The sequence below is a fragment of the Pseudomonas coleopterorum genome, assembly GCF_900105555.1.
Classification (GTDB): domain Bacteria; phylum Pseudomonadota; class Gammaproteobacteria; order Pseudomonadales; family Pseudomonadaceae; genus Aquipseudomonas; species Aquipseudomonas coleopterorum.
In genome coordinates, this window is record NZ_FNTZ01000001.1 from 1,263,253 (window position 1) to 1,286,849 (window position 23,597).

The window sequence follows — 23,597 nt, forward strand, 5'->3', positions numbered from 1 at the left end:
ATCTGCGACAATCTGCTGCAATAGCCCCGCCGTAGCCCAAAAGAAGACCTCTGCGTACCTGATGACCGACCAAACCGCTTCGATTGACCAGCTTCTGAAAAACCTCGACCAGGCCATGATCGGCGATCGTCACCGCCTGCGCCGGCAGTTGCATGAACTGCGCAAGCGGCCCGACGAGGCAAAGCTTGGTCAGTGGGTCGAGAAAGCCCAGGCTTCGTTCGCCCGCGTCGAGGCCCGCCGGCTGAGCGTGCCGACGGTGCGCTACGACGACAGTCTGCCCATTGCCGCCAAGCGCGATGAAATCAAGAAGGTACTCGCTGAGCATCAGGTGCTGATCATTGCCGGCGAAACCGGCTCGGGCAAGACCACCCAGTTGCCCAAGATCTGCCTGGAGCTGGGCCGCGGCCAGCATGGCCTGATTGCCCACACTCAGCCACGCCGGATCGCTGCGCGCAGCGTGGCCAGTCGTGTTGCCGAGGAACTGGCGACGCCGCTGGGCGGGCTGGTGGGTTACCAGGTGCGTTTCGAAGACCAGAGCGATGCCAATACCCTGGTCAAGCTGATGACCGATGGCATCCTGCTGGCCGAGACCCAGCATGACCGTTTTCTCGAGCGCTACGACACCATCATCGTCGACGAGGCTCACGAGCGAAGCCTGAACATCGATTTCCTGTTGGGCTACCTGAAGACCCTGCTGCCACGACGTCCCGATCTGAAGGTCATCATCACGTCGGCCACCATCGATCTGCAGCGCTTCTCCGAGCATTTCGACGATGCGCCGATCATCGAGGTGTCCGGGCGCACCTTCCCGGTCGACACCTGGTACCGACCGCTGACGGCCGAGCAGGACGAAGAAGGCAACCAGATCGAGAACGACCTGACCGTCGACCAAGCGATTCTGGCGGCGCTGGACGAAATCGCCGCCTTCGAGCGCAGCGAGCGCAAGACGCCGGGCGACGTGCTGGTGTTCCTGCCCGGCGAACGCGAGATTCGCGATGCTGCCGACATGCTGCGCAAGGCTCAGCTGCGGCACACGGAAATCCTGCCGCTGTACGCGCGCCTGTCGCCGGCCGAGCAGCAGCGCATTTTTCAGTCCCATCCCGGGCGCCGCGTGGTGCTGGCCACCAACGTGGCGGAGACCTCGCTGACCGTGCCCGGCATCCGCTACGTGATTGACAGCGGTACAGCGCGCATCAGTCGCTACAGCTACCGGGCCAAGGTTCAGCGTCTGCCGATCGAGGCGGTGTCCCAGGCCAGCGCCAATCAGCGCAAGGGTCGCTGTGGCCGAGTCGAGCCCGGCATCTGCATCCGCCTGTACAGCGAAGAGGATTTTCTCTCGCGCCCCGAATTCACCGATCCCGAGATTCTGCGCACCAACCTGGCGGCGGTGATCCTGCAGATGCTGCACCTGCGCCTGGGTGAAATCGACCGCTTCCCGTTCATCGAGCCACCGGACGGCAAGGCCATCAGCGACGGCTTCAACCTGCTGCAGGAGCTGTCTGCGGTCAACCGCGAGAACCAGCTGACGCCGATGGGCCGACAGTTGGCGCGCTTGCCGATCGATCCACGCCTGGGGCGCATGCTGCTCGAAGGCGCGCGCCAGGGCAGTTTGCAGGAAGTGCTGATCATCGCCAGCGTGCTCTCGGTGCAGGATCCGCGCGAGCGTCCGCCCGAGCGTCAGCAGGCGGCCGATCAGGCCCACGCGCAGTGGAAGGATGCCGATTCGGATTTCGCCGCGCTGGTCAATCTGTGGCGTGGTTTCGAAACCCAGCGTCAGGAACTGGGCTCCAGTGCCTTGCGCAACTGGTGCCGCAAACAGTTCCTCAATTACCTGCGCCTGCGCGAGTGGCGTGATGCACACCGTCAACTGAGCCTGATCTGCCGTGACCTGCAACTGCAGGTGAACAAGGACGCCGCGGACTATCCCAAGTTTCACAAGGCGGTGTTGTCCGGCCTGCTCAGCCAGATCGGCCAGAAAACCGAAGACGGCGACTATCTGGGCGCGCGACAGCGTCGTTTCTGGGTGCATCCGTCGTCGGGCATGGGGCGCAAGAAGCCGCAGTGGCTGATGGCCGCCGAGCTGGTCGAGACGACCAAACTGTATGCGCGCATGGTCGCCAAGATCGAGCCGGACTGGATCGAACCGCTGGCCGGGCACCTGATCAAGAAAAACCATTTCGAGCCGCACTGGGAGAAGAAGCGCGGCCAGGTCGTGGCGTTCGAGCAGATCACCCTCTACGGCATGATCGTGGTCGGCCGTCGCCCGGTGCATTTCGGGCCCATTGACCCGGTGGCGTCGCGCGAGCTGTTCATTCGTGAAGGGCTGGTGCGCGGCGAGATCCAGTCGCGGGCCAAGTGCCTGACGGCCAATCGCCAGCTGCTCGAGCAGCTCGACGAGCTGGAGGCCAAGGCCCGGCGACGCGACATTCTGGCCGACGAAGAAACCCTCTACGGGTTCTACGAGGCGCGCCTGCCCGCCGAGATCCATCAGACGGCCACGTTCGACAGCTGGTACAAGGTCAACAGCCAGAAGAACCCCGATCTTCTGATCATGCGCGAAGAGGACGTACTGGCGCGGGAGGCCAGCGAAGTGACGGCCGCGCAATACCCTGACACCCTGCGTCTGGGCGATCTGAGCCTGCAGCTGAGCTACCACTTCGAGCCCAATCACCCCCGCGACGGCGTCACCCTGCGCGTGCCCGCGCCGCTGCTGCCGGCCTTGCCGGGCGAGCGCCTGGAATGGCTGGTGCCGGGGTTGCTGGAGGCCAAGTGCATTTCCCTGGTGCGCAACCTGCCCAAGGCCCTGCGCAAGAACTTCGTGCCGGTGCCGGACTTCGTTCGCGCGGCTCTTGCGCGTCTGACCTTCGGCGAAGGCTCTTTGCCCCAGGCCCTGGGCCGCGAACTGCTGCGCATGACCGGCGCGCGGGTCAGCGACGAGGCATGGGCCGAGGCCGCGCAGCAGGTCGACAGCCATCTGCGCATGAACATCGAAGTGCTCGACGGCCAAGGCAAATTTCTTGGTGAGGGACGTGACCTGGCCGAGCTCACCGCGCGTTTCGCCGAGGCCAGCAGCGCCGCATTGGCGGTGCCGAATACCGCGAAGAGCCAGCAACCGGTGCAGGCCAAGGCGTTCGCCAAGGTCGAACAGACCACCCAGCAGAACATCGCCGGACTGTCGATGACGGTCTACCCGGCCTTGGTCGAGGAAGCCGGCACGGTCAAGGAAGGGCGGTTCTCGACCAGCGCCGAAGCCGAGTACCAGCACCGACGCGCCCTGCAGCGGCTGCTGCTGCAGCAACTGGCCGAACCGGCCAAGTTCCTGCGCAGCAAGTTGCCGGGCCAGACCGAACTGGGCCTGCTGTACCGCGAACTCGGCCGTGTCGAAGCCCTCGTCGAGGACATCCTGCTGGCCAGCCTGGACAGTTGCGTGCTGGAAGGTGAAGCAAGCCTGCCGCGCGACGGTGCGGCCCTGGCGGCACTGGCCGAGCGCAAGCGTGGCGCCTGGGCAGAGCACGCCGAACGTCTGGCGCGCCCGACGTTGGATATCCTCAAGCTGTGGCATGGCTTGCAAAAGCGCTTCAAGGGCAAGATCGATCTGACCCATGCCGTGGCGCTGAACGATATCAAGCAGCAGTTGAGCCATCTGGTCTATCCCGGTTTCGTGCGCGATACCCCGGCAGCCTGGCTCAAGGAAATGCCGCGCCTGCTCAAGGCGGTCGAGCTACGCTTGGAGAAACTGCCGAGTCAAGTGCAGAAAGATCGGGTCTGGAGCGGCGAGTTGGCCAATCTCTGGGGCCAGTATCAGACACGCCTGAACAAGCATGGCCAGGAGGGCAAGCGTGATCCACAGCTGGAGGTATATCGCTGGCTGCTGGAGGAGTATCGAGTGTCGTTGTTCGCGCAACAGTTGGGCACCAAGGTGCCCGTGTCGGACAAGCGCTTGAGCAAGCAGTGGAGTGCAGTGGACGCCTGAGTGCGGCCCGGTCTTTCGACTCGGGCTTGCGTGGCATTCATCTGATTGAGTTGCCCCTAACAATAGAGGAACGACCGTGCATAACGTCGTCATCAGCGGCACCGGCCTGTACACACCGGCCCAGAGCATCTCCAACGAGGAGCTGGTCGAGTCTTTCAACACTTATGTAGCCGCCTTCAACCAGGACAACGCTGCGGCCATCGAGCGCGGCGACGTGCAGGCACTGGCCCCCTCCAGCGCGGCCTTCATCGAGAAAGCCAGCGGCATCAAGAGCCGCTTCGTCATGGACAAGGCGGGCATTCTCGATCCGCAGCGGATGAAACCCGACCTGCCCGAGCGCAGCAACGAAGAGCAGTCGATTCTGTGCCAGATGGCCGTGGCTGCAGCGGAGCAGGCGCTGCAACGCGCCGGTCGCACGGCTGCCGACGTCGACGCGGTGATCGTTGCCTGTTCCAACCTGCAACGGCCTTACCCGGCGGTGGCCATCGAGGTGCAACAGGCGCTGGGTATCCAGGGCTTCGGTTTCGACATGAACGTGGCGTGTTCGTCGGCCACCTTCGGTATCCAGCAAGCGAGCAACAGCGTGCAGTTGGGACAGGCGCGGGCGGTGCTGGTGGTGAGCCCGGAGATCTGCACCGGGCACCTGAATTTCCGCGACCGCGACAGCCACTTCATCTTCGGCGATGCGGCCACTGCCGTGTTGGTGGAGCGTGCGGACCTGGCGACCTCGGCCCACCAGTTCGACATCGTCAGCACCCGTCTGCAGACCCAGTTTTCCAACAATATTCGCAACAACTTCGGTTTTCTGAATCGGGCGGAGGCGCTGGGGCCGGGTGGAGAGGACAAACTGTTCGTCCAGGAAGGCCGCAAGGTGTTCAAGGAGGTTTGCCCGATGGTCGCCGAGCTGATCGCCGCCCACTTGGCGCAGAACGACATTGCCGTACAGGCCGTCAGGCGGTTCTGGCTGCACCAAGCCAACCTGAGCATGAACCACTTGATCGTGAAGAAGCTGCTGGGCCGCGATGCCAGCGTCGAGGAGGCGCCGGTGATTCTCGACCGCTATGCCAACACCAGTTCGGCCGGCTCGGTGATCGCCCTGCATACCCATCAGGACGATCTGGCAGCGGGTTCGCTCGGCGTGCTGAGCTCGTTCGGTGCAGGCTATTCGATTGGCAGCGTGATTCTGCGCAAGCGCTGATCGACGGCGGCACTGACAATGAAAAAGGCGCAACCTGCGATGCACTCGCAGCTTGCGCCTTTTGTCTGAAGCGAGGAGAGCAGGCTTAGAACTTGGCTTCCAGGTCCAGCTGCAGCGTGTTCACGTCGGCATCGGTACGGGTACGACTGGCGACGTCGGATTCGGCCAGGAAGTAGGTGGCACCAACGGCGAAGTTCTTGTCGATCTCGTAGCCCAGCTTGACCTTGTGGCCGCGCGAGCCGGTGAAACCGTTGGCGAAGTCGGAGTCGGTGAACGCGCCAACCACCGCATTGCGTTGCACGTCGCGGTAGTTGTAGTCCAGGCCGAAGCCGGCGAACTTGGTCTTGAAACCGGTCAGCCAGGCAGTGTCCTGCTTGCCGACCGTGGCGGTCGCTTCGGCATCGCCGTTGACCACGTACTGGCCATAGATCGACAGCGGCAGGGGCAGGCCGGTGATGTCCAGTTGACCGAAGCCTTCGTACAGGGTGAATTCGGTCGAGGCGTTGCCGTTGACGGCCAGTACGGCAGCGGCGTTGGTCGCGTTGTCGTTGTCGTAGGAATAGACGCTGCCGCCAAGAGTCATCTTGACGTTGTCGCCCAGCGCGAAGCGCGCGCCGGCCTGGCCGGTGTACATGCGCAGGTCATGTTCGAACTGGCGACCTTCACCGTCGATGTTGTCGGTCAGCACATAGTAGCCGGTGCTGCCGAACAGTTCGGCGCCGCCCAGTGGCAGCTTGTAGGTGGCGGCCACACCCTCGGGGTTGATGTCGCCGTCCCAGATCACGTCGCCCATGCTGACCCAGGGCTGGCTCATCTTGCCGCCGATCAGGTGCAGGTCCTTGACGGCCGTTGGGTGCCAGTCCAGGTAGGCCTGATCGAGCCAGATGGATTTCTTGCTGAAGGCGCCATCCAGGCTCTGGTTGGTGGAGCGGGCATCGGCGCTGCTGCCGGTGGCGACGCGGATACCGGCATCGACCTGCGGGTTGATCTCGCTGTAGACGCCCAGACGTGCGCGGATGCGCTGGCGGTCCTGGTTGCGATCGCCGCTGGAACCATCACGTTCGCCGTCGACGTTGATGCTTTCATGACGCAGGCGCACGTCGCCCTTGATCTGGGTCTTCGCGGCCCAGGCGACTTTCTGGTCGAATGCGCTCATCTTCTTCGACTGTTCGGCGGCAGCCACTTGTTGGGCCTGTTTCTCACTGTCCAGCTCGGTCTTCAATTCGGCGTATTGCGCAGCGTTGATCGAGCCGTTGGCGCGCAGCATGTCGAGCAGCTTGGCATCGACCGCAGCACTGGCCTGGCTGCTGATGGCCATCAGAACGGTGGCGCTCAGGCTGACCTTGGTGAGTGTTGAAACACGACGCATGACATTCTCCCTATCGCAAAAAAAGGCCGGCAAGCGCCAAGCCTGAAAGTGCTTTCGGACACGCCTGGCAGATGGCGTGGCAGACCCCGAAAAACTGGCGCAAGTATTGCGAGGGGTGATGACAAAACAATGTCAGAACAATGGCTTAGTGATGACATTGAAAAGACGGTATGCATTGATCCAGAGCGTTCGCCGAGTGATGGCGCCGTATTGGCGGGTGACCGCAGGCAGAGGCTGCGCGATACTGCTTGGCACGTCTCATCCTTTGGAGCCTACCGATGCCGTTGCATGTTGCTGCCAGCTTGTCCGCCATCGACGCCGCGCAATGGGACGCGCTGTTGCCTGAATCCCAACCGTTCCTGCGCCATGGCTTTCTCAGCGCATTGGAAGACAGTGGCAGTCTGGGCGAGCGCTCCGGTTGGGCGCCGGAGCACTTGGTGCTGATCGAAGAGGGGCAACTGGTGGCGGCCTTGCCCAGCTACCGTAAATGGCATTCGTATGGGGAGTATGTGTTCGATCACGGCTGGGCCGACGCCTGCGCGCGGGCCGGTATCGACTACTACCCCAAGCTGCTGGGGGCGGTGCCGTTCAGTCCGGTCAGCGGCCCACGCCTGTTGATGCGTCGGCCCGAGCATGGCGTCGAGTTGCTGCGCAGTGTGCCGGGGTACCTGGAGCTGGAAGGGCTCAGTGGTGCGCATGTCAATTTCACCGATCCTGCCTTCGATGCGCTGATCGGCGCCGAGGAAGGCTGGATGGAACGGCTGGGTTGCCAGTATCACTGGCATAACCGCGGCTATCGGGATTTCGAGGACTTTCTCGATGCGCTCAGCTCGCGCAAGCGCAAGCAGATGCGCAAGGAACGCGAACAGGTACGGGCGCAAGGCATCGAGTTCGAATGGCGCGAGGGCGGGCAGGTCAGCGAAGCCGAATGGGATTTCGTCTATGCCTGCTACGCCAACACCTACCATGTGCGTGGGCGCTCGCCCTACCTGACGCGTGATTTCTTCAGTCTGCTGGCCGAGCGCATGCCCGAGGCGATTCGCGTGGTGTTGGCGACCCACGAACGTCGGCCGGTGGCGATGGCTTTCAGTCTGTTGGGGGGCGACAGCTTCTATGGTCGCTATTGGGGATGCCTGGCCGAGTATGACCGGCTGCACTTCGAGACCTGTTTCTATCAGGGCATGGACTATGCGATTGCCCATGGTATCCAGCGGTTCGATGCCGGGGCGCAGGGCGAGCACAAGTTGATCCGCGGGTTCGAGCCGGTGATCACGCGGTCATGGCATTACCTGCGGCATCCGGGATTGCGGGCTGCGGTGGAGAATTTTCTGCAAGAGGAGCGGGTGGGGGTGCTGGGGTACGCGGAGCAAGCGCGGGAAGCGTTGCCGTATCGACAGGCCTGAGTCATTCACGGACCGGTCCTACAGGGGTGCTCCCATGGCCCCGTGAGCCATGGGAGCGGCTTGGTCAATCCATCCCGACGAAACCGCCGGTTTGATGGTGCCAGAGGCGTGCATACAGGCCCTGCTGTGCCAGAAGCTCGGTATGGCTGCCGATTTCCACCACCTTGCCTTTCTGCAACACCACCAGGCGGTCCATCTTGGCGATGGTCGACAGGCGGTGGGCGATCGCGATCACGGTCTTGCCCTTCATCAGGGTTTCCAGGCTTTCCTGAATCGCCGCCTCGACTTCGGAGTCGAGCGCCGAAGTCGCTTCGTCCATGATCAGGATCGGTGCATTCTTCAGCAGCACGCGGGCGATGGAGATGCGCTGGCGCTGGCCACCGGACAGCTTCACGCCGCGCTCGCCGACATGGGCATCGAAACCGCGACGACCTTCACTGTCGGACAACAACGGCAGGAAATCATCGGCCCGCGCCTTGCGCACCGCTTCCCAGACCTGCTCCTCGGTGGCATTGGGCTTGCCGTAGCGCAGGTTGTCGAGAATGGAACGGTGCAGCAGCGACGTGTCCTGAGTGATCAGGCCAATCTGCTCGCGCAGGCTTTCCTGGGTCACGTCGGCAATGTCCTGGCCATCGATCAGGATGCGCCCGCTGGGCAGGTCGTAGAGACGCAGCAGCAGGTTGACCAGCGTCGACTTGCCTGCACCCGAAGGTCCGATCAACCCGATCTTCTCGCCCGGACGAATATCCAGGGTCAGGCCCTCGATGATGCTGTCGCCCTTGGGGTAGTGGAAATGCACGTCTTCGAAACGCACGTTGCCGCGGTCGACCTTGAGCCGTGGCGCGCCCTTCTTGTCGGTCACGCTGACCGGTTGGGCGATGGTCTGTAGGCCGTCCTGCACCATGCCGATGTTTTCGAAGATGCCGTTGACCACCCACATGATCCAGCCGGACATGTTGACGATACGGATCACCAGGCCGGTCGCCAGAGCGATTGCCCCCACGGAAATCAGCGATTGCGTCCACAGCCACAGGGCCAGGCCCGTAGTGCCGACGATCAACAGCCCGTTGATGGTGGTGATGGCGAAATCCATGGCCGTGATCACCCGGCTGGCCAGCTGAGTTTTCTCGGTCTGCTCGCTGATCGCGTCACGGGCGTATTGCTGCTCCATGCTGGTGTGGGCGAACAGCTTGAGCGTGGCGATGTTGGAGTAGCCGTCGACGATGCGCCCCATCAGCTTCGAGCGGGCGTCGGAAGACACCACCGAGCGTTCCTTGACCCGCGGAACGAAGTAGTACAGCGAAATCACGTAGGCGATGATCCACAGGATCAACGGAATCATCAGGCGCCAATCGGCCTCGGCGAACAGCACCAGAGCGCTGATTGCATAGATGAGCACATGCCACAGCGCATCGACTGCCGCCACCGCCGAGTCGCGCAGGGAGTTGCCGGTCTGCATGATGCGCTGGGCAATGCGTCCGGCAAAGTCGCTGTGGAAGAAGTTCATGCTCTGCTTGAGCACGTAGTTGTGGTTCTGCCAGCGGATCAGGCTGGTCATGCCCGGGCTGATCGCCTGGTGCACCAGCAGGTCATGCAGGCCGATGAAGATGGGCCTCAGGACCAGCGCCACTACCATCATCCAGGTCAGTTCCAGCGCGTTGTCGCTGAAGAAGTGCACGTTGGGCGTGCCCTGGGCCATGTCGATGATGCGACTGAGGTAGCGAAACAGCGCGACCTCGATCAGCGCACCGATCAGGCCCACCACCAGCAGCGTGGCGAAGCTGGGCCAGACCTGCTTGAGGTAGTAGATGTAGAAGGCCAGGACCTTGTTGGGAGGCGTTTCCGTAGGCGCTTCGCGGAAGATATCGATCCATTGTTCGAAGCGGCGATAAATGCTCAAGCGTGCTCTCCTGTGCGGGTTGACGGTCCTGGCTGAGACATGGCCGGCAGGGCGCGCGGCTTAATCCACGCGTTTCGCCGATTTGATCATGATCGGATCACTGGGCACGTTCTGCATGCCGCTTTTGGTGGTCGTCGGCGTGTTGGCGATGTTGTCGACCACTTCCATGCCTTTGACCACCTTGCCGAAGACCGCGTAGCCAAAGTCGCGACCACCGTGGTCGAGGAAATCGTTGTCCTTCTGATTGATGAAGAACTGGCTGGTGGCCGAGTCCTTTACTTGAGTGCGCGCCATCGCGAGGGTTCCCCGCACGTTATGCAAACCATTGTCGGCCTCGTTCTTGATCGGGGCCTGGGTGGGCTTTTCACGCATGTTGGCGTCGAAGCCGCCGCCTTGCACCATGAAGCCCGGGATCACGCGGTGAAAGACCGTGTTGTTGTAATGGCCCTTGTCGACGTAGGCGAGGAAGTTGGCGGTGCTGATCGGCGCCTTGACCGCGTCCAGTTCGACTTCGATTGCGCCCATGCTGGTGTCGAGCAACACATGGGGGTGCTGGGCGTCGGCAGCCATCAGGTGGCCTGCGAAGGAGAGGGAGCAGGCGGTCAGGAGGATTTTCTTCAGCATCGGTACGAGGTCCTTGAGGGGGGAGGCATAGGCTTTGAGCCGCAAGTGGCGCAAGCGTTCGGGGCAATGTAGCAAGCGTGCCGCCAAAGGGCGGCCCAGGCGAGCCGGCTTGGAAAAAATGAATGTTACTTAATGTTCGCAAGACGAGAGTCAGTCGTCCTGGTTCATGACGACACTGACCTGCTCCAGGGCCGCAATCGGCACGTCCAGAGGCGCGGTGTCGAAGGTGCGCAGCAACTCGACGAGAATCTGCGTGGCCGGACCCAGCGGCTTGTCCTTGTTCGAATACAGATAGAAGGTCGGGTGCCGACTGCCGCCTTGTTCCAGGGGCAGAGCGGCGAGGGTGCCCTCGCGCAGCTCACGATCGATCATGTGTCGGGGCAGCCAGGCGAAGCCCAGGCCACTGCCGACGAAGCTGGCAGCCGTGGCCAGGCTGCCGACCGTCCAGCGCTGCTCCGCGCCCAGCCAGCCAACGTCACGCGGTTGCTGGCGACCCGAATCGCGGATCACCACCTGCATGTGGCCGTGCAGATCCTGCACGCTGAGCGCGCGACCCATGCCCAGCAACGCGTGCTCGGGGTGGGCCACGGCGATGAATTCGATGGCGCTCAGTTCGGTGCCCAGGTAGCCCGGTATGCCGTAGCCGCTGATCGCCAGGTCGGCGACGCCTTCCTGCAGCACTTCCTCGACCCCTGACAGCACTTCTTCACGCAGCCGCACGCGACAGCCGCGGCTCTGCGGCATGAACGCGGTGAGGGCGCGGATCAGCCGTGCATTGGGATAGGCTGCGTCGACCACCAGGCGCACTTCGGCTTCCCAGCCTTGCTCCATGTGGTGGGCGAGATCTTCCAGCTGGCTGGCCTGGTTGACCAGTTGCCGGGACCTGCGCAACAGCACAGCGCCGGCGTCGGTGAGCACCGCCCTGCGGCCGTCGATGCGCAACAGCGGCACGCCGAGCTGATCCTGCATGCGCGCCACGGTGTAGCTGATCGACGACTGCGAGCGGTGCAGGGCTTCGGCAGCCTGGGCGAAGCCGCCGTGGTCGACCACCGCCTGCAGGGTTCGCCATTGCTCAAGGGTGACGCGGGGCGCTTTCATCTTCGACTCCTGGTGTCCTAAGCTGGCAGCCCGCCACGGAGACTGCTCGATGATCAAATGCTGCGTTGTAGTGCTGGCCCTGCTGCCAGGCGTGTGTTTCGCCTACCCCATCGACGTGCAGAAGCAGCTCGACGACACCGACATTCTGGTCACGGCCCACGACACCGCCCCCGACATGGCCGCCGTGACCCTGCAGAACTACGGAGCCCGCGCGGCGCAGTGCAGTGTGCGCTTTCGCAATGGCCCCGAGCCGGTGCGGACCCGGCGGGTCAGCGTCGCCGCAGGGGCGTCGGCCGACGCGGTGGCCAGCTTCAAGCGCAGCATTCTCAGGTTGCGGGTCGAGGTGCATTGCGAGCCAGGCGTGTAGCCACCGGCACAGATGCGACACAGGGTAGAGCAATGATCGGCCAAGACAACTCATTTGATGAATCACGGTGGCGATCCGCGATGCGCTTCACTGGCCTGACCCGGCCCACATGCGCTAAGGTCCGCGCCTCGCCAATTCGGGACGCACCATGCAATACCTTCTGATCGTCACCCTCATCCAGGCTTTCTCTTTCAGCTTGATCGGCGAATACCTCGCCGGCCACGTCGACAGCTACTTTGCCGTGCTCGCCCGGGTGCTGCTCGCCGGGCTGGTATTCCTGCCGCTGACGCGCTGGCGTCAGGTCGAACCGCGCTTCCTGCGCGCCATGCTGCTGATCGGCGCGCTGCAGTTCGGCATCACCTACGTCTGTCTGTACCTGAGCTTTCGGGTCTTGAGCGTGCCGGAGGTGCTGCTGTTCACCATCCTGACGCCAGTGCACGTGACGCTGATCGAGGACGCGTTGAACCGCCGCTTCAACCGCTGGGCGCTGGTGGCGGCGCTGGTCGCGGTGGCGGGGGCCGCAGTGATTCGTTTCGACCGCGTCAGCCCGGACTTCTTCATCGGTTTCCTGTTGCTGCAGCTGGCCAACTTCACCTATGCGGCCGGGCAGGTGCTGTACAAGCATCTGCTGGCACGCCACCCTAGCGACCAGCCACAATACCGACGCTTCGGCTACTTCTACGTTGGCGCCTTGCTGGTGGTGCTGCCGGCCTTTCTGCTGTTTGGCAACTCCCATAACCTGCCACAGACGCCGGTGCAGTGGAGCGTGCTCGCGTTCCTGGGGCTGGTGTCGACGGCGCTTGGCATGTATTGGTGGAACAAGGGCGCCAGCCGCGTGCCAGGCGCCACGCTGGCGGTGATGAACAATCTCCACGTGCCGGTCGGCCTGCTGCTCAACCTGCTGATCTGGAACCAGGACGAGCCTTTGGGACGACTGTTCCTCGGCGGTGGTGTGATATTGTTTTCGGTCTGGTTGAGTCGGTTGGGTGCGCGCGCCCAGATCGCTAGCCGATAGTGGGGGCAGGGCGGGAAGGTGATGCAAGCAGCCCTGCATGCAGCGAGATACCCAGTGCACGCGTCACCTTCAGTATCGTCGCGAAGCTCGGATTGCCGTCCTCCGAAAGAGCCTTGTACAGACTTTCCCGACCCAGCCCGGTGTCCCTCGCCACCTGGGCGATGCCCTTGGCGCGCGCAATGTTGCCCAACGCCTTGGCAATGAATGCCGCGTCATCACCAGCTTCGGCCATGCAAGCATCGAAGTACATGATCATGTCTTGATCGGTTTTGAGATATTCGGCGCTATCCCATTCCCGTAGCTTGATTTTCATCGTTCCTGTTCCTGAAGTTGTTGTGCCATACGCTTGGCGGTAGCAATGTCGGAGGACTGTGTCGACTTGTCGCCACCGGCCAACAGCACTATCCAGCACTGCTCGTGTTGCATGAAGTACAGGCGGTACCCTGGCCCAAAATGAAGCCGCATCTCGCATACGCCTTCTCCCACTGACTGCCAGTCACCCCAGTTCCCGTCTTCCAGCCTGTCGATCCGGGCCTGGATCCGTATGGCTGCCTGGCGATCACGCAATCGAGTGAACCAGCGCTCAAACACATCCGTTGTGGCTATCTTCATCAGCATAGATCCGTATCCCATGGGATACAAATTTTCTTGAACGCTGGTTCCTAGGACAAGCCCGAAACTGTGTACCGGGGTTTCCAGGTATCGTCTTCTACTTTATGGGCCGGGTGGGCGACCGCATTGTGCCTACCGTATGCGGGGCGTAGAATCCGCCGGATCTGGCGTCGCCCCTCAAACTCATAACAATCATTCATTGCATGCTCCGCTTGGCTTGAGGGTCAGGCGGCACACGTATGCGTGGTGTTTGTTAAGGCGCGACCGTTCCCACTATTTTTGAGAGTCGCTGAAGCCATCCAATGAATACGCCTTCGAATACACCCACAGGCAGCTGGTCCAGCGTGATTGCGTTGGCGCTGGCAGCTTTCATCTTCAATACCACGGAGTTCGCGCCGGTTGGGCTGTTGACCTCGATCGGTCTTAGCTTTGCGATGCCGACGGCGCAGGTGGGGCTGATGTTGACGGTGTATGCCTGGGTGGTGTCGCTGATGTCGCTGCCGATCATGCTGCTCACGCGCAACATCGAGCGGCGTCGGTTGCTGATCGGGGTGTTCGTCCTGTTCGTGGTCAGCCATGCAGTGTCCAGCATCGCCTGGAGCTATGGCGTGCTGCTGGCCAGCCGTATCGGCATCGCGTTCGCCCACGCCTTGTTCTGGTCGATCACGGCATCGCTGGCGGTGCGGCTGGCGCCACCGGGCAAGCACACTCAGGCGCTGGGCCTGCTGGCCACCGGCACGTGCCTGGCCATGGTGCTGGGCGTGCCATTGGGGCGGGTGGTCGGTGAAGCGCTGGGCTGGCGCACCACATTCGTGGGAATCGGCGTGGTGGCCACGCTAGTGGCGCTGTGGCTGGCGAAAAGCCTGCCGGCGCTGCCCAGCCAGAATTCGGGTTCGCTGCGCAGCTTGCCGATGCTGCTCAAGCGGCCGGTGCTGGTCGCGTTGTATGTGACGACTGCGCTGGTGATCACCGCGCAGTACACGGCGTACAGCTACATCGAGCCGTTCGTGCAAGCCGCGGCGCAGATGAGCGGGGAAATGACCACGACGCTGCTGTTGCTGTTCGGCGGTGCCGGGGTGATCGGCTCGCTGGTGTTCAGCCGCTACAGCGGTCGCTATCCGCGTGGCTTCATGGTGTCGTCGATCGCGTTGCTGGCCCTCTGCCTGATGCTGTTGCTGCCGTTGGCGCGCTGCGCCACCTATCTGGGTGGGGTGAGTGTGGTGTGGGGCATTTCGATCATGTGCTTCAGCCTGGCGATGCAGTCCAAGGTCCTGGAGCTGGCGCCGGATGCCACGGACGTGGCCATGGCGCTGCATTCGGGGATCTACAACGTCGGTATCGGTGGTGGGGCGTTGCTGGGCAGTGTGGTGATCACCCAGGTGGGCGTGGCCAACATCGGCATCGTTGGCGCGTTGATGGCAGGGGCGGGTCTGCTGCTGTGTTGGCACACGACCTATCGGCGGGTTCAGTCAGCGCCTGCCTCGGGTTGATCGGTCTGCAATACCGCGTCGATCCCGGACGCGGCTCGCGCCGCTGCTACAGGGGATGCGTTGATGCTGGACGCGGGTGGGCCGTTGGTGCACGCGAATGCGTTGTCGCCGGACGTGGCTTGCGCCGCTGGTGCACGGAATGCGGTCTCTGTAGCAGCGGCGCGAGCCGCGTCGGCGGCGCACGCGGTTTGTCTGGTTGAGCGCATTGCGGCCGAATGCAGTATCGAGGGCGTAACTAACGGTTCCGCTGCAAACCCTTTTTAAAATACAATCGATCTCATTTACATCTGACAGGGTGCCGATGATGGTCGAGCCGGCGAGGGTGGACGCTCGGGCGTTCGAGACGCTCTATCGCGACAATCGCAGCTGGCTGGAGCAATGGCTCAGCCGGCGCCTGGGCAGTGCGTGGGATGCGGCGGACCTGAGCCAGGATACGTTCATCCGGGTGCTGGTCAGTTCCCAGTCGGTGGCCGAGTTGCAGGAGCCGCGTGCTTACCTCAAGACAGTCGGCAAACGGCTGCTGATCAATTTCTACCGTCGGCGCAGTCTGGAACAGGCTTATCTCGACGCCCTCGCTACCTTGCCCGCCGATGTCGCACCTGCGCCGGAACAGCGCTGGCAGGTGCTGGAAACCCTGCACGCCCTGGATCAACTGCTCGATGGCTTACCGGCCAAGGTTCGCCGGGCCTTTCTGCTCAGCCAGCTCGAAGGGTTGGGCTACCGCGAAATCGCCGAGCGCTTGAAGGTCACCGAGCGCAGCGTCAAGCGCTACATGGCCCAAGCCTATGAGCATTGCCTGCTGGCCGAACTGTGCTGAATGCCGAGCCGAGTGACGAAGCACGCCAAGCTGCCCGCTCGGCGGCCCGCTGGTGGGTGTGCATGGAGTCTGGCGCCGTCACGGAACAGGACCTCGCCCGCCTGCAACGCTGGCGCCAAGCCAGTGAGGCGAATGAGTCCGCCTGGCGCCGGGTAGCGGCGCTCAAGGGCCGCTTCCAGGTTCTGCCCCCGGCGCTGGCAATGGCCAGCCTCGATCGTCCCGGCCACGGCCGCCGCGACCTGCTCAAGGGGGTGTTGGGGCTGGCCGTGGTCGCGCCAGCCGCCTGGTGGGTTATGCGTGAGCTGCCCATCGATGCCTGGCGCGCCGACGTGGCCACCGCCACCGGCGAGCGACGCCAATTGACCTTGGCCGATGGCAGCGTGTTGCACATCAATACCGCCACTGCGGTCGACATCGACCCTGGCCAACGGCGGCTCACGCTGCTGCGCGGGGAGATTCGGTTGCGCCTGGCCAATGCCATGCCGTTCGACATCCGTACGCCGCTTGGCAGCGTGAGGCTGGATCAGGGTGAAATCAATGTGCGCCAGGACGACGGCCTCTGTCGGCTGTCGGTATTCACCGGGCAGGCCGATGTGCTGCCTACCGGTTTTGCGCCGCTCACCTTGCGCGCGGGCCAGCACGTTCAGTTATCCGGCACCGGTCCAGGTCCGATCGAGCGCTTCGATCCTCGCCAGCCGGGCTGGCGCGAGGGCGTGATCGTTGCGTTGAACCAGCCTCTTGGGGATTTTCTGCGCGATCTGGACCGCTATCGTCCCGGCATCCTGCGCTGGCAGCCGGAGCTGGAAGCACTGCGTGTCACGGGCAGTTTCCGCCTGGAAGATCCGGATCAGGTACTGAATCTGCTGGCCGTCAGCCTGCCGCTGCGGGTGCAATGGCGTACGCGCTATTGGGCCACGCTGATGCCACAGGAAAAATCTGCCTAGCGCCTGTCCCCTTTTTCACGCTCGCTTGTCATGGAGAGGTAAGCACACTCAAAGAGCCTTCAGCCATGCCCCCACGGCCCCCTCGTTCGTTTCTCCGTTACAGCTGCACATCCTCGGCGCACTACGCGCGGGCCTTGCCCCTCAGCCTGCTGCTCGGCCTTGCACCGATGCCCATGCAGATGGCGTTTGCCGACGACATGGCGCGTGTCTACAACATACCCCGAGGCGAACTCGCCGCCTCGCTGACCCGCTTTGCCAGCCAGGCGGGCGTCAGCCTGTCGGTGGCGCCTACCTTGGTCAACGGTCGGCAGAGCGCCGGTCTGGTCGGCGAGTACAGCGTGGAGGGCGGCTTCGCTCAACTGCTGGCCGGCAGCGGTCTGCGCCTGCAAGCGGTGGGGGAGGATGCCTATACGCTCGTGGCTGCGCCCTTGGGTGCCGACGTGCTGGAGATCACACCCACCACCGTGACCGGTGCCGCACAAGGCAGCGTGACGGAGCAGCCCTATGCCGGTGGGCAGGTCGCACGCGGTGGCGCTCAAGGTTTGCTCGGCGCACGTGACTTCATGGACACGCCCTTCAGCATGACCAGCTACACCAGCGAGACCGCGCGAAATCAGCAGGCCCGCACCTTGGGCGATCTGGTGGCCAGCGACCCGGCAGTACGTACCACCAACCCTGCCGGCGGGCGTTTCGAGCAGTTCACCATCCGCGGCTTCAGCCTGTTCAACAGCGATGTGTCGTACAACGGGCTATACGGAATACTGCCCACTTATTCCATCGACATGGAGATGGCCGAGCGGGTGGATATCCTCCGTGGGCCCAGCCAGTTGATCAACGGCATCTCACCTCGGGGCAGCGTCGGCGGCGGTATCAACGTGGTGCCCAAGCGCGCCACCGACACGCCGATCAACGAGTTCACCGCCAGCTATGCCTCCGACAGCCAGGCCGGTGGCGCCGTGGACATCGGCCGACGCTTTGGCCAGGACAACCAGTTTGGCCTGCGCCTGAACGCGGTGAAACAGGCGGGCGACACTACCTGGGACAAGCAGAGCGTGGACCGGGAAATGGCCGTGATCGGCCTGGATTTCCGCGGCGAACGCCTGCGGTTGTCTGCCGATGTGGGGCATACCGAGCGAGATACCGATGCGCCTCAGGAGCGTGTTCAGGTCGGCGCCAATGCCCGCGTGCCCGGTGCCAACCATGTGCGCGACAACTATGCGCAGGGCTGGAGCAAGGCGCGTACCCAGGATACCTTCGGGGCGTTCAATGGTGAGTATGATCTGAGCGATTCGTTGATGCTGTACGGCAGCGTCGGCGCTCGGGAGAGTAATCATGATTTCCTTCGGCACAACGTGTCGGTCATCAATGATGCCGGCGATTTCGACGTGCTGCCCCGCGACTTCACCCGTGATGAAAGCGTACGCACGGCCACGCTGGGCGCGCGCAAGTGGCTGCAGACCGGCCCGGTCAGCCACGAGCTGAATCTGGCTGTCAGCCATTTCTACATGGACTTCACCAACGGCGGCGCGCGCTACGCCAGGGGGCGCAGCAATCTCTACGCGCCCGTTGCCACGGCAACGCCGTCCAACCCCACCCGTCAGGACCCCAAGGTCTATACCGAGAACCGGTTCGACGGCGTGGCCCTGTCCGACACTCTTGGCTTCTTCGACGATCGGCTGCTGTTGACCCTCGGTGGTCGCTGGCAGCGGGTCAAGGTGGATGACTGGAGCGATGGGGTGAAAGGCGATACGGCTTACGACGAGGAAAAGTTTTCACCGTCTGCGGGCGTGCTCTACAAGCTCACCGACGAGCTGTCGTTGTATGCGAACTATCTGGAAGGTCTGAGCCAAGGCAAGATTGCGCCTTCCACGTCGATCAACGAAGACGAGATCTTCCCGCCTTTCATCAGCCGGCAGGTCGAGGTAGGTGCGAAGTACGATCTCGGCAGCCTGGCCATCACCGCCGCTGCTTTTCGCATCAAGCAGCCGGCGTACGAGACCAACGCGCTCACCCGCACCTTCGGCCCCAATGGCAAGCGCGAGAACAATGGCGTGGAATTGAGTGTGTTCGGCGAACCGCTGACGGGCGTGCGCCTGCTGGGCGGGGTGATGTACATCGACAGCGAGTTGACGGGCACCAGCGCAGGGGCCTTCGATGGCAACCGCGCACCGGCCACGCCCGAGCTCAATGTCAATTTGGGGGCGGAGTGGGACGTTCCGGCATTGCCCGGGTTGACCCTCACCGGGCGCGGTATCTATTCCAGCTCGCAATACCTGGATCAGGCCAACAGCAAGGAAATCGACAGTTGGGAGCGCTTCGATGTGGGTGCCCGGTATGCATTCAAGGTGCAGGGCAAGGCGGTGACCCTGCGCGCCAATGTCGAGAACGTACTGGACAAACGCTACTGGGCCTCGGCCGGCGCCTCCGACGACAGCGAGCCTGGTTTGACTCTTGCTACCCCGAGAACCTATCTGGTTTCCGCCACGGTTGGCTTCTGACTGTCCGTGAGATCGGTCATCTGTGGAGGCAGGCATCTGTGGGAGCGGGCTCTGCCCGCGAAAGGAGCGCTGCGGTGTGTCAGGCGTACCGCGGTGAAGCCTTCGCGGGCAGAGCCCGCTCCCACAGTGGAGCGGTGCGAGCCTGCCCTATTGCGCGGTGCTGATAACCTGTGGAGCACCGACAAATTGTGGGAGCGGGCTCTGCCCGCGAAGAAGGCGCCGCGGATTTCGGCGTCACACCTTGAAGCGCCCGACCAGGCCCCGCAGGTTCCCGGAAATGTCCGTCAGACGCCCCGACCCCGACTGCGCCGTGTGCGCATACTCCTCGACCAACTGTGCATCGGCATGAATCTGCGCGATGTGCCGGTTGATCTCTTCGGCCACCTGATGCTGCTCTTCGGCGGCCGTGGCGATCTGATTGTTCTGGTCGCGTATCGAATCGACCGAAGTGCGTATCTTGTCGAAGCTGTCCCGCGCCGACTGGATGCACTCGACGCTGTCCTGGGACACCTGAAGGCTGCCCTGCATCTGCTGGGTGATCACCTCGGTGCGGCGGGCAAGGTTGCCTAGCAGCCCATCGATCTCGCCGGTCGAGTCGGCCGTGCGCCGAGCCAGGGCCCGTACCTCATCGGCGACCACCGCAAAACCGCGACCCTGATCACCGGCCCGAGCCGCTTCGATGGCCGCATTCAGCGCCAGCAAGTTGGTCTGCTCGGCGATCGAACGAATGGTGTCCAGAATGCTGTTGATGTTCTTGCTGTCCTGCTGCAGCAGCTGCATGGTTTCGGTCGATTGCTGCAGCTCGGAACTCAGCCTGAGCACGCTGGTGGTCGCCTCGCCGATGCGCTGCTGGCCGTCGTGGACTTGCTGATAACCGTTGTCCGCGCTGGTGGCCGCCTGCCCGCAGGAGCGGGCCACTTCGTTGGCGGTGGCGACCATTTCGTTGAACGCGGTGCTGACCAGTTCCACCGCTTCGCGCTGGCGACCGGCGACTTCGTCCATGTTGCGAGCCACCTCCTGGGTGTCGGCAGCGGCCACCTGCAGATCGGAAGACGCGGTCCCGATGCGTTGCACCAATTGAGCGATCATCCCCACGAACTGGTTGAACCAGCCCGCCAGCGCCGCCGTTTCATCCTTGCCCTGGACCTTGAGCTGACGCGTCAGGTCGCCTTCGCCCTCGGCGATCTCCTGCAGACCGTTGGCGACGCCACGGATCGGACGCACGATGACACCGGCGAAGCTGGCGCCAACCAAGGCGAACACCACGGCCAGCACTGCTGCGATGGCCGCGATCAGCCAAGTCAGGTTCGAAGCCTGGGCCATCACTTCCTCTCGCTCGATCAGGCCGATGAACCGCCAACCCAGCCCGGCCGAGCTGACGATGTTGACCATATAGACCTTGCCGTCGATCTCGATCTGAGTCGAGCCATCGCCATGCCTGGCCAACTCGGCGTAGTTGCCACCCAGGTCGGCCAGCGGTTTGAAATTGTGCTTCGCATCGCTGGCATCCACCAGCACGTTGCCGTTGGCTTCGATCAGCATCAGGTAGCCGCTGTTGCCCAGCTTGATGTTCTTCACCAGTTCGGTCATCTGTTTGAGCGACACATCCAGGCCGACCACGCCGACCACTTGGCCTGCGGCGTCGGTGACACTGCGCACCGTGCCGATCAACGACACATCGTCCGGTGCCCAGTAGTAGGCGTCGGTGCGTACCGTGGTTCCCGGAGCGGCCATCGCAGCCTTGTACCAGGGCCGCTGGCGCGGGTCGTAATTGGCGATCTTGGGATCATCGGGCCAGCTGGCGTAACCACCGTCGCTCAAGCCCAGCGACAGGTAAGCCGTGCTCGGATGGGTCTTGGCGAAGCCATCGAAGATGTCCAGCAGGCGCCGATTGCTCTCGGTCAGAGGCACCTGCGCTGCATCGGCGCCCGTGTAGTTCTTCAGATCCCTGGCAGCGACGATACGAGGGTCTTTGGCGATGTACTCGACATTCTGGCTGATGCCGTCGAAGAACTGTTTGATGCCATTGTCGATCTGCCGGATCTCACGGCCGCTGCTGTCGACGAAGTCGGCCTTGGCCGCTTCGCGCAGGTTGAAGACGACGAGCACGGCCACCACGATGACTGGGAGGCAGGCGATGACCGCAAAGCCCCACGTGAGTTTTTGCTTGATGTTCATGGACTATTCCGCTGGTGTTGTAAGTGTTGGTCGGCAGAAAAAGACAAGACGTGCAGCGTGAGCTCTAGGCATATTCTTTTGAGTGTTTTCTAACTATCGGCGACGAACGGCAAATCTGAATGAGCCCCATCGGCGACCGGACAGACGGAGGGGTGGGTATCGAAAAGAGTGAGGGATGGGCGTTGTTCGGCGGTACTTTCCCAACCGTGCAGAGTCTACAGAGCGACCTTCCTCACAGAGCCTTCGCGCATGCCCACCGTACCTCGCCTTCCTCTGCTCGCCGCTGCGCTGGCAGCGGTCATGCAACCCTGCCTGGCTGCGCCGCGCAGCGTGCCTTCCATCGAAACCGAAGATGCCGCATTGGGCAGTGTCGAGATCGGCGAGGCCTCCGGTCGCTTTCACCCGCAGTTGAGCATCGATGCCCGCAATGGTGATTTCGCGCGCGGCAACTACGACGATGACGCCGCCAGCCTCGATCGGATTCCGTTGCATGTCCAGGCCGGCTTCGCCCTGGACTTGCACCAGGCCGCCGACGGTAACGCCGATGCCTGGCTGGTGTTCAGCACCAGCAACGGTTTCCACAGCGCGTCGAGCGACGAAACGGTGAGTCCGCGCCGCTGGTATGAGAGCAACAACCTGCTCGGTCTGGTGGTTTCGCCCAGCGAGGGGCTGCGACTGGGCTTCGCCTATACCGTCAAGACCAGCCCGAACGACGTCTCCGCCACTACCCAGGAGGCAAGTTTCACCCTGGCCTACCAGGCTGACTCCGGGTTCGGCGCGTGGCGACCGGGACTGGCCGTCACCAGCCGAACTCAGGGTGACAGCGGCCTCTACACCCAAGGCACCCTGGAGCCCGGCATCGATCTAAGCGATGCGGGCTTGCGCTTGAGTTTCCCCAGCGCCGTCGGCGTCGGCTGGAACGGCTTCTACGGTCCCGATTCAGGCGATCGCCTGTATGCCCGCACCGGACTCGCGCTCGAGCAACCCTTCCAGTGGAGCGAAACCCGCTGGAGCGCCCGTGCCGAAGCCTTGGCCATTTACCGCGACGGCACCCTGCGCGAACTCAGCGGCCCTGACGGAGAAACCGACAGCGTAGTGCCTCAGGTGACCCTGAGTCTGTCCATGGCGTACTGAAAGAGGAGGGCGGGCGTGCCGTAGGCGACGCCCGTTCCAGCAAGGCTCAGGGCAGTGGGTTGCCGCCGGTGACACCGAACACTTCGCCGGTGATGTAGCTCGATTCCTGAGTGGCCAGCAGCACGTAGATCGGCGCGCACTCGGCTGGCTGCCCTGGACGACCCATGGGTGTTTCCGAACCGAACTCGGGGATCTTCTCCTGGGGTTGGCCACCGCTGGGCTGCAGAGGTGTCCAGAACGGCCCCGGTGCCACGGCATTGACCCGGATGCCCTTGCCGATGACCTGCTTGGCCAGGGCTTTGGTGAACGCCACGATCGACGATTTGGTGGGCGCGTAGTCGAGCAACGTTTCCGACGGCTGATAGGCCTGGATCGACGCCGTATTGATGATGGTTGCACCCGCTGGCAGGTGCGGCAGCGCCGCCTTGCACAGCCAGAACATTGCATACACGTTGGTCTTGAAGGTCGCGTCGAACTGCTCGGTGGTGAGCTCGGCGATGTCCTTCTGGGCCGTCTGCTTGCCGGCCACGTTGACCAGCACGTCGAGTCCGCCGAGCGCCTCGACCGCCTGCTCGACCAGGGAATTGCAGAACGCTTCATCCTTCAGGTCGCCTGGCACGGCAATCGCCTTGCGCCCTTCGGCCTCGATCAAAGCAACCACTTCCCGGGCATCGGCTTCTTCCTCGGGCAGGTAGTTGAGGACGATGTCGGCACCCTCGCGAGCATAGGCGATGGCTGCTGCCCGGCCAATGCCAGAGTCAGCCCCGGTAATCAGCGCCTTGCGCCCGACCATCCGGCCAAACCCCTTGTAACTGGTTTCCCCATGATCCGCCGCCGGCTGCATTTTGTGCACAGTCCCCGGCGCCGTTTGCGGCTGCTTGGGAAACTCGGGGGTCGGGTATTGGGTAAGGGGATTCTGCATGCTGTACTGGTTTTCGGTGGTCATAAGGCAGTGTCCTCTAAAGATTGCTCGGAGC

Annotated in this window: 17 protein-coding genes and 2 pseudogenes; 10 read left to right on the plus strand and 9 right to left on the minus strand. The window is 63.2% G+C overall.

Annotated elements, in window-relative coordinates; genetic code table 11:
- Positions 1 to 61: 61 nt before the first annotated feature.
- Entirely contained in the window at positions 62 to 3,973 is a 3,912-nt protein-coding gene (hrpA, locus tag BLV18_RS05630; protein ID WP_090356888.1) for an ATP-dependent RNA helicase HrpA, read from the plus strand.
- Positions 3,974 to 4,049: 76 nt separating this feature from the next.
- Positions 4,050 to 5,171: a beta-ketoacyl-ACP synthase III gene (locus tag BLV18_RS05635; RefSeq protein WP_090356890.1), complete on the plus strand. Its 1,122-nt coding sequence runs from the start codon at positions 4,050 to 4,052 to the stop codon at positions 5,169 to 5,171.
- A gap of 85 nt (positions 5,172 to 5,256) precedes the next feature.
- Here the strand turns inward: BLV18_RS05635 and BLV18_RS05640 are convergent, their stop codons facing one another.
- Positions 5,257 to 6,540 (minus strand): putative porin, encoded by a 1,284-nt coding sequence (locus BLV18_RS05640; protein WP_049861101.1) that lies wholly within the window; start codon positions 6,538 to 6,540, stop codon positions 5,257 to 5,259.
- Between the two features lie 278 nt (positions 6,541 to 6,818).
- On the opposite strand from BLV18_RS05640, the gene BLV18_RS05645 reads away from it, so the two are divergent.
- Positions 6,819 to 7,943, plus strand: coding sequence for a GNAT family N-acetyltransferase (locus BLV18_RS05645; protein WP_090356891.1), 1,125 nt, complete (start codon positions 6,819 to 6,821; stop codon positions 7,941 to 7,943).
- Between the two features lie 64 nt (positions 7,944 to 8,007).
- Here the strand turns inward: BLV18_RS05645 and BLV18_RS05650 are convergent, their stop codons facing one another.
- The 3 genes from BLV18_RS05650 to BLV18_RS05660 form a co-directional block, all read right to left on the minus strand.
- Positions 8,008 to 9,837 carry an ABC transporter ATP-binding protein gene (locus BLV18_RS05650; RefSeq protein ID WP_049861144.1) on the minus strand — a complete coding sequence of 610 codons (1,830 nt, stop codon included), beginning with the start codon at positions 9,835 to 9,837 and terminating at the stop codon, positions 8,008 to 8,010.
- Positions 9,838 to 9,903: 66 nt separating this feature from the next.
- Positions 9,904 to 10,467, minus strand: coding sequence for a peptidylprolyl isomerase (locus tag BLV18_RS05655; protein WP_049861099.1), 564 nt, complete (start codon positions 10,465 to 10,467; stop codon positions 9,904 to 9,906).
- Between the two features lie 150 nt (positions 10,468 to 10,617).
- Entirely contained in the window at positions 10,618 to 11,565 is a 948-nt protein-coding gene (locus BLV18_RS05660) for a LysR family transcriptional regulator (protein WP_090356893.1), read from the minus strand.
- A 49-nt stretch (positions 11,566 to 11,614) separates the two neighbouring features.
- Here BLV18_RS05660 and BLV18_RS05665 point away from each other — a divergent pair, with 49 nt between their 5' ends.
- Both BLV18_RS05665 and BLV18_RS05670 read left to right on the plus strand, forming a co-directional pair.
- Positions 11,615 to 11,932, plus strand: coding sequence for a 3-phosphoglycerate kinase (locus BLV18_RS05665; protein WP_090356895.1), 318 nt, complete (start codon positions 11,615 to 11,617; stop codon positions 11,930 to 11,932).
- Between the two features lie 148 nt (positions 11,933 to 12,080).
- On the plus strand, positions 12,081 to 12,947 hold the full coding sequence (locus BLV18_RS05670; protein ID WP_090356897.1) for a carboxylate/amino acid/amine transporter: 867 nt from the start codon (positions 12,081 to 12,083) through the stop codon (positions 12,945 to 12,947).
- Here BLV18_RS05670 and BLV18_RS05675 read toward each other — a convergent pair.
- Both BLV18_RS05675 and BLV18_RS05680 read right to left on the minus strand, forming a co-directional pair.
- Complete coding sequence (locus tag BLV18_RS05675) at positions 12,937 to 13,260, minus strand: addiction module antidote protein (RefSeq protein ID WP_090356899.1); 324 nt, start codon at positions 13,258 to 13,260, stop codon at positions 12,937 to 12,939. The two genes, BLV18_RS05670 and BLV18_RS05675, sit on opposite strands and share 11 nt — an antisense overlap.
- Positions 13,257 to 13,559, minus strand: a complete 303-nt coding sequence (locus tag BLV18_RS05680; RefSeq protein WP_244156807.1) for a type II toxin-antitoxin system RelE/ParE family toxin — start codon at positions 13,557 to 13,559, stop codon at positions 13,257 to 13,259. The genes BLV18_RS05675 and BLV18_RS05680 overlap by 4 nt, the downstream gene beginning before the upstream one ends.
- A 302-nt stretch (positions 13,560 to 13,861) precedes the next feature.
- On the opposite strand from BLV18_RS05680, the gene BLV18_RS05685 reads away from it, so the two are divergent.
- From BLV18_RS05685 to BLV18_RS05700, 4 genes are all read left to right on the plus strand, one after another.
- The gene (locus BLV18_RS05685; RefSeq protein WP_090356901.1) at positions 13,862 to 15,049 is read left to right on the plus strand and encodes a sugar transporter; all 1,188 of its coding nucleotides are present in this window, start codon (positions 13,862 to 13,864) and stop codon (positions 15,047 to 15,049) included.
- Between the two features lie 304 nt (positions 15,050 to 15,353).
- The gene (locus BLV18_RS05690) at positions 15,354 to 15,866 is read left to right on the plus strand and encodes a sigma-70 family RNA polymerase sigma factor (protein WP_090362033.1); all 513 of its coding nucleotides are present in this window, start codon (positions 15,354 to 15,356) and stop codon (positions 15,864 to 15,866) included.
- A complete protein-coding gene (locus tag BLV18_RS05695; RefSeq protein WP_090362037.1) occupies positions 15,863 to 16,810 on the plus strand; it encodes a FecR domain-containing protein in 948 nt (315 codons plus the stop codon). Before BLV18_RS05690 ends, BLV18_RS05695 begins: the two co-directional genes overlap by 4 nt.
- Positions 16,811 to 16,977: 167 nt before the next feature.
- Positions 16,978 to 19,308 carry a TonB-dependent receptor gene (locus BLV18_RS05700; RefSeq protein WP_244156928.1) on the plus strand — a complete coding sequence of 777 codons (2,331 nt, stop codon included), beginning with the start codon at positions 16,978 to 16,980 and terminating at the stop codon, positions 19,306 to 19,308.
- A gap of 234 nt (positions 19,309 to 19,542) precedes the next feature.
- On the opposite strand, the pseudogene BLV18_RS22705 reads toward BLV18_RS05700, so the two are convergent.
- Positions 19,543 to 20,079 (minus strand): annotated as a pseudogene (locus BLV18_RS22705) (methyl-accepting chemotaxis protein); the annotation flags it as partial.
- 324 nt (positions 20,080 to 20,403) lie between these two features.
- Positions 20,404 to 21,486, minus strand: a pseudogene (locus BLV18_RS22710) (HAMP domain-containing protein); the annotation flags it as partial.
- A 249-nt stretch (positions 21,487 to 21,735) separates the two neighbouring features.
- Here BLV18_RS22710 and BLV18_RS05710 point away from each other — a divergent pair.
- Positions 21,736 to 22,620 carry a hypothetical protein gene (locus BLV18_RS05710; RefSeq protein ID WP_244156809.1) on the plus strand — a complete coding sequence of 295 codons (885 nt, stop codon included), beginning with the start codon at positions 21,736 to 21,738 and terminating at the stop codon, positions 22,618 to 22,620.
- A gap of 46 nt (positions 22,621 to 22,666) precedes the next feature.
- Here BLV18_RS05710 and BLV18_RS05715 read toward each other — a convergent pair whose 3' ends face one another.
- On the minus strand, positions 22,667 to 23,566 hold the full coding sequence (locus BLV18_RS05715) for an SDR family oxidoreductase (RefSeq protein WP_049861091.1): 900 nt from the start codon (positions 23,564 to 23,566) through the stop codon (positions 22,667 to 22,669).
- Positions 23,567 to 23,597: the final 31 nt, after the last annotated feature.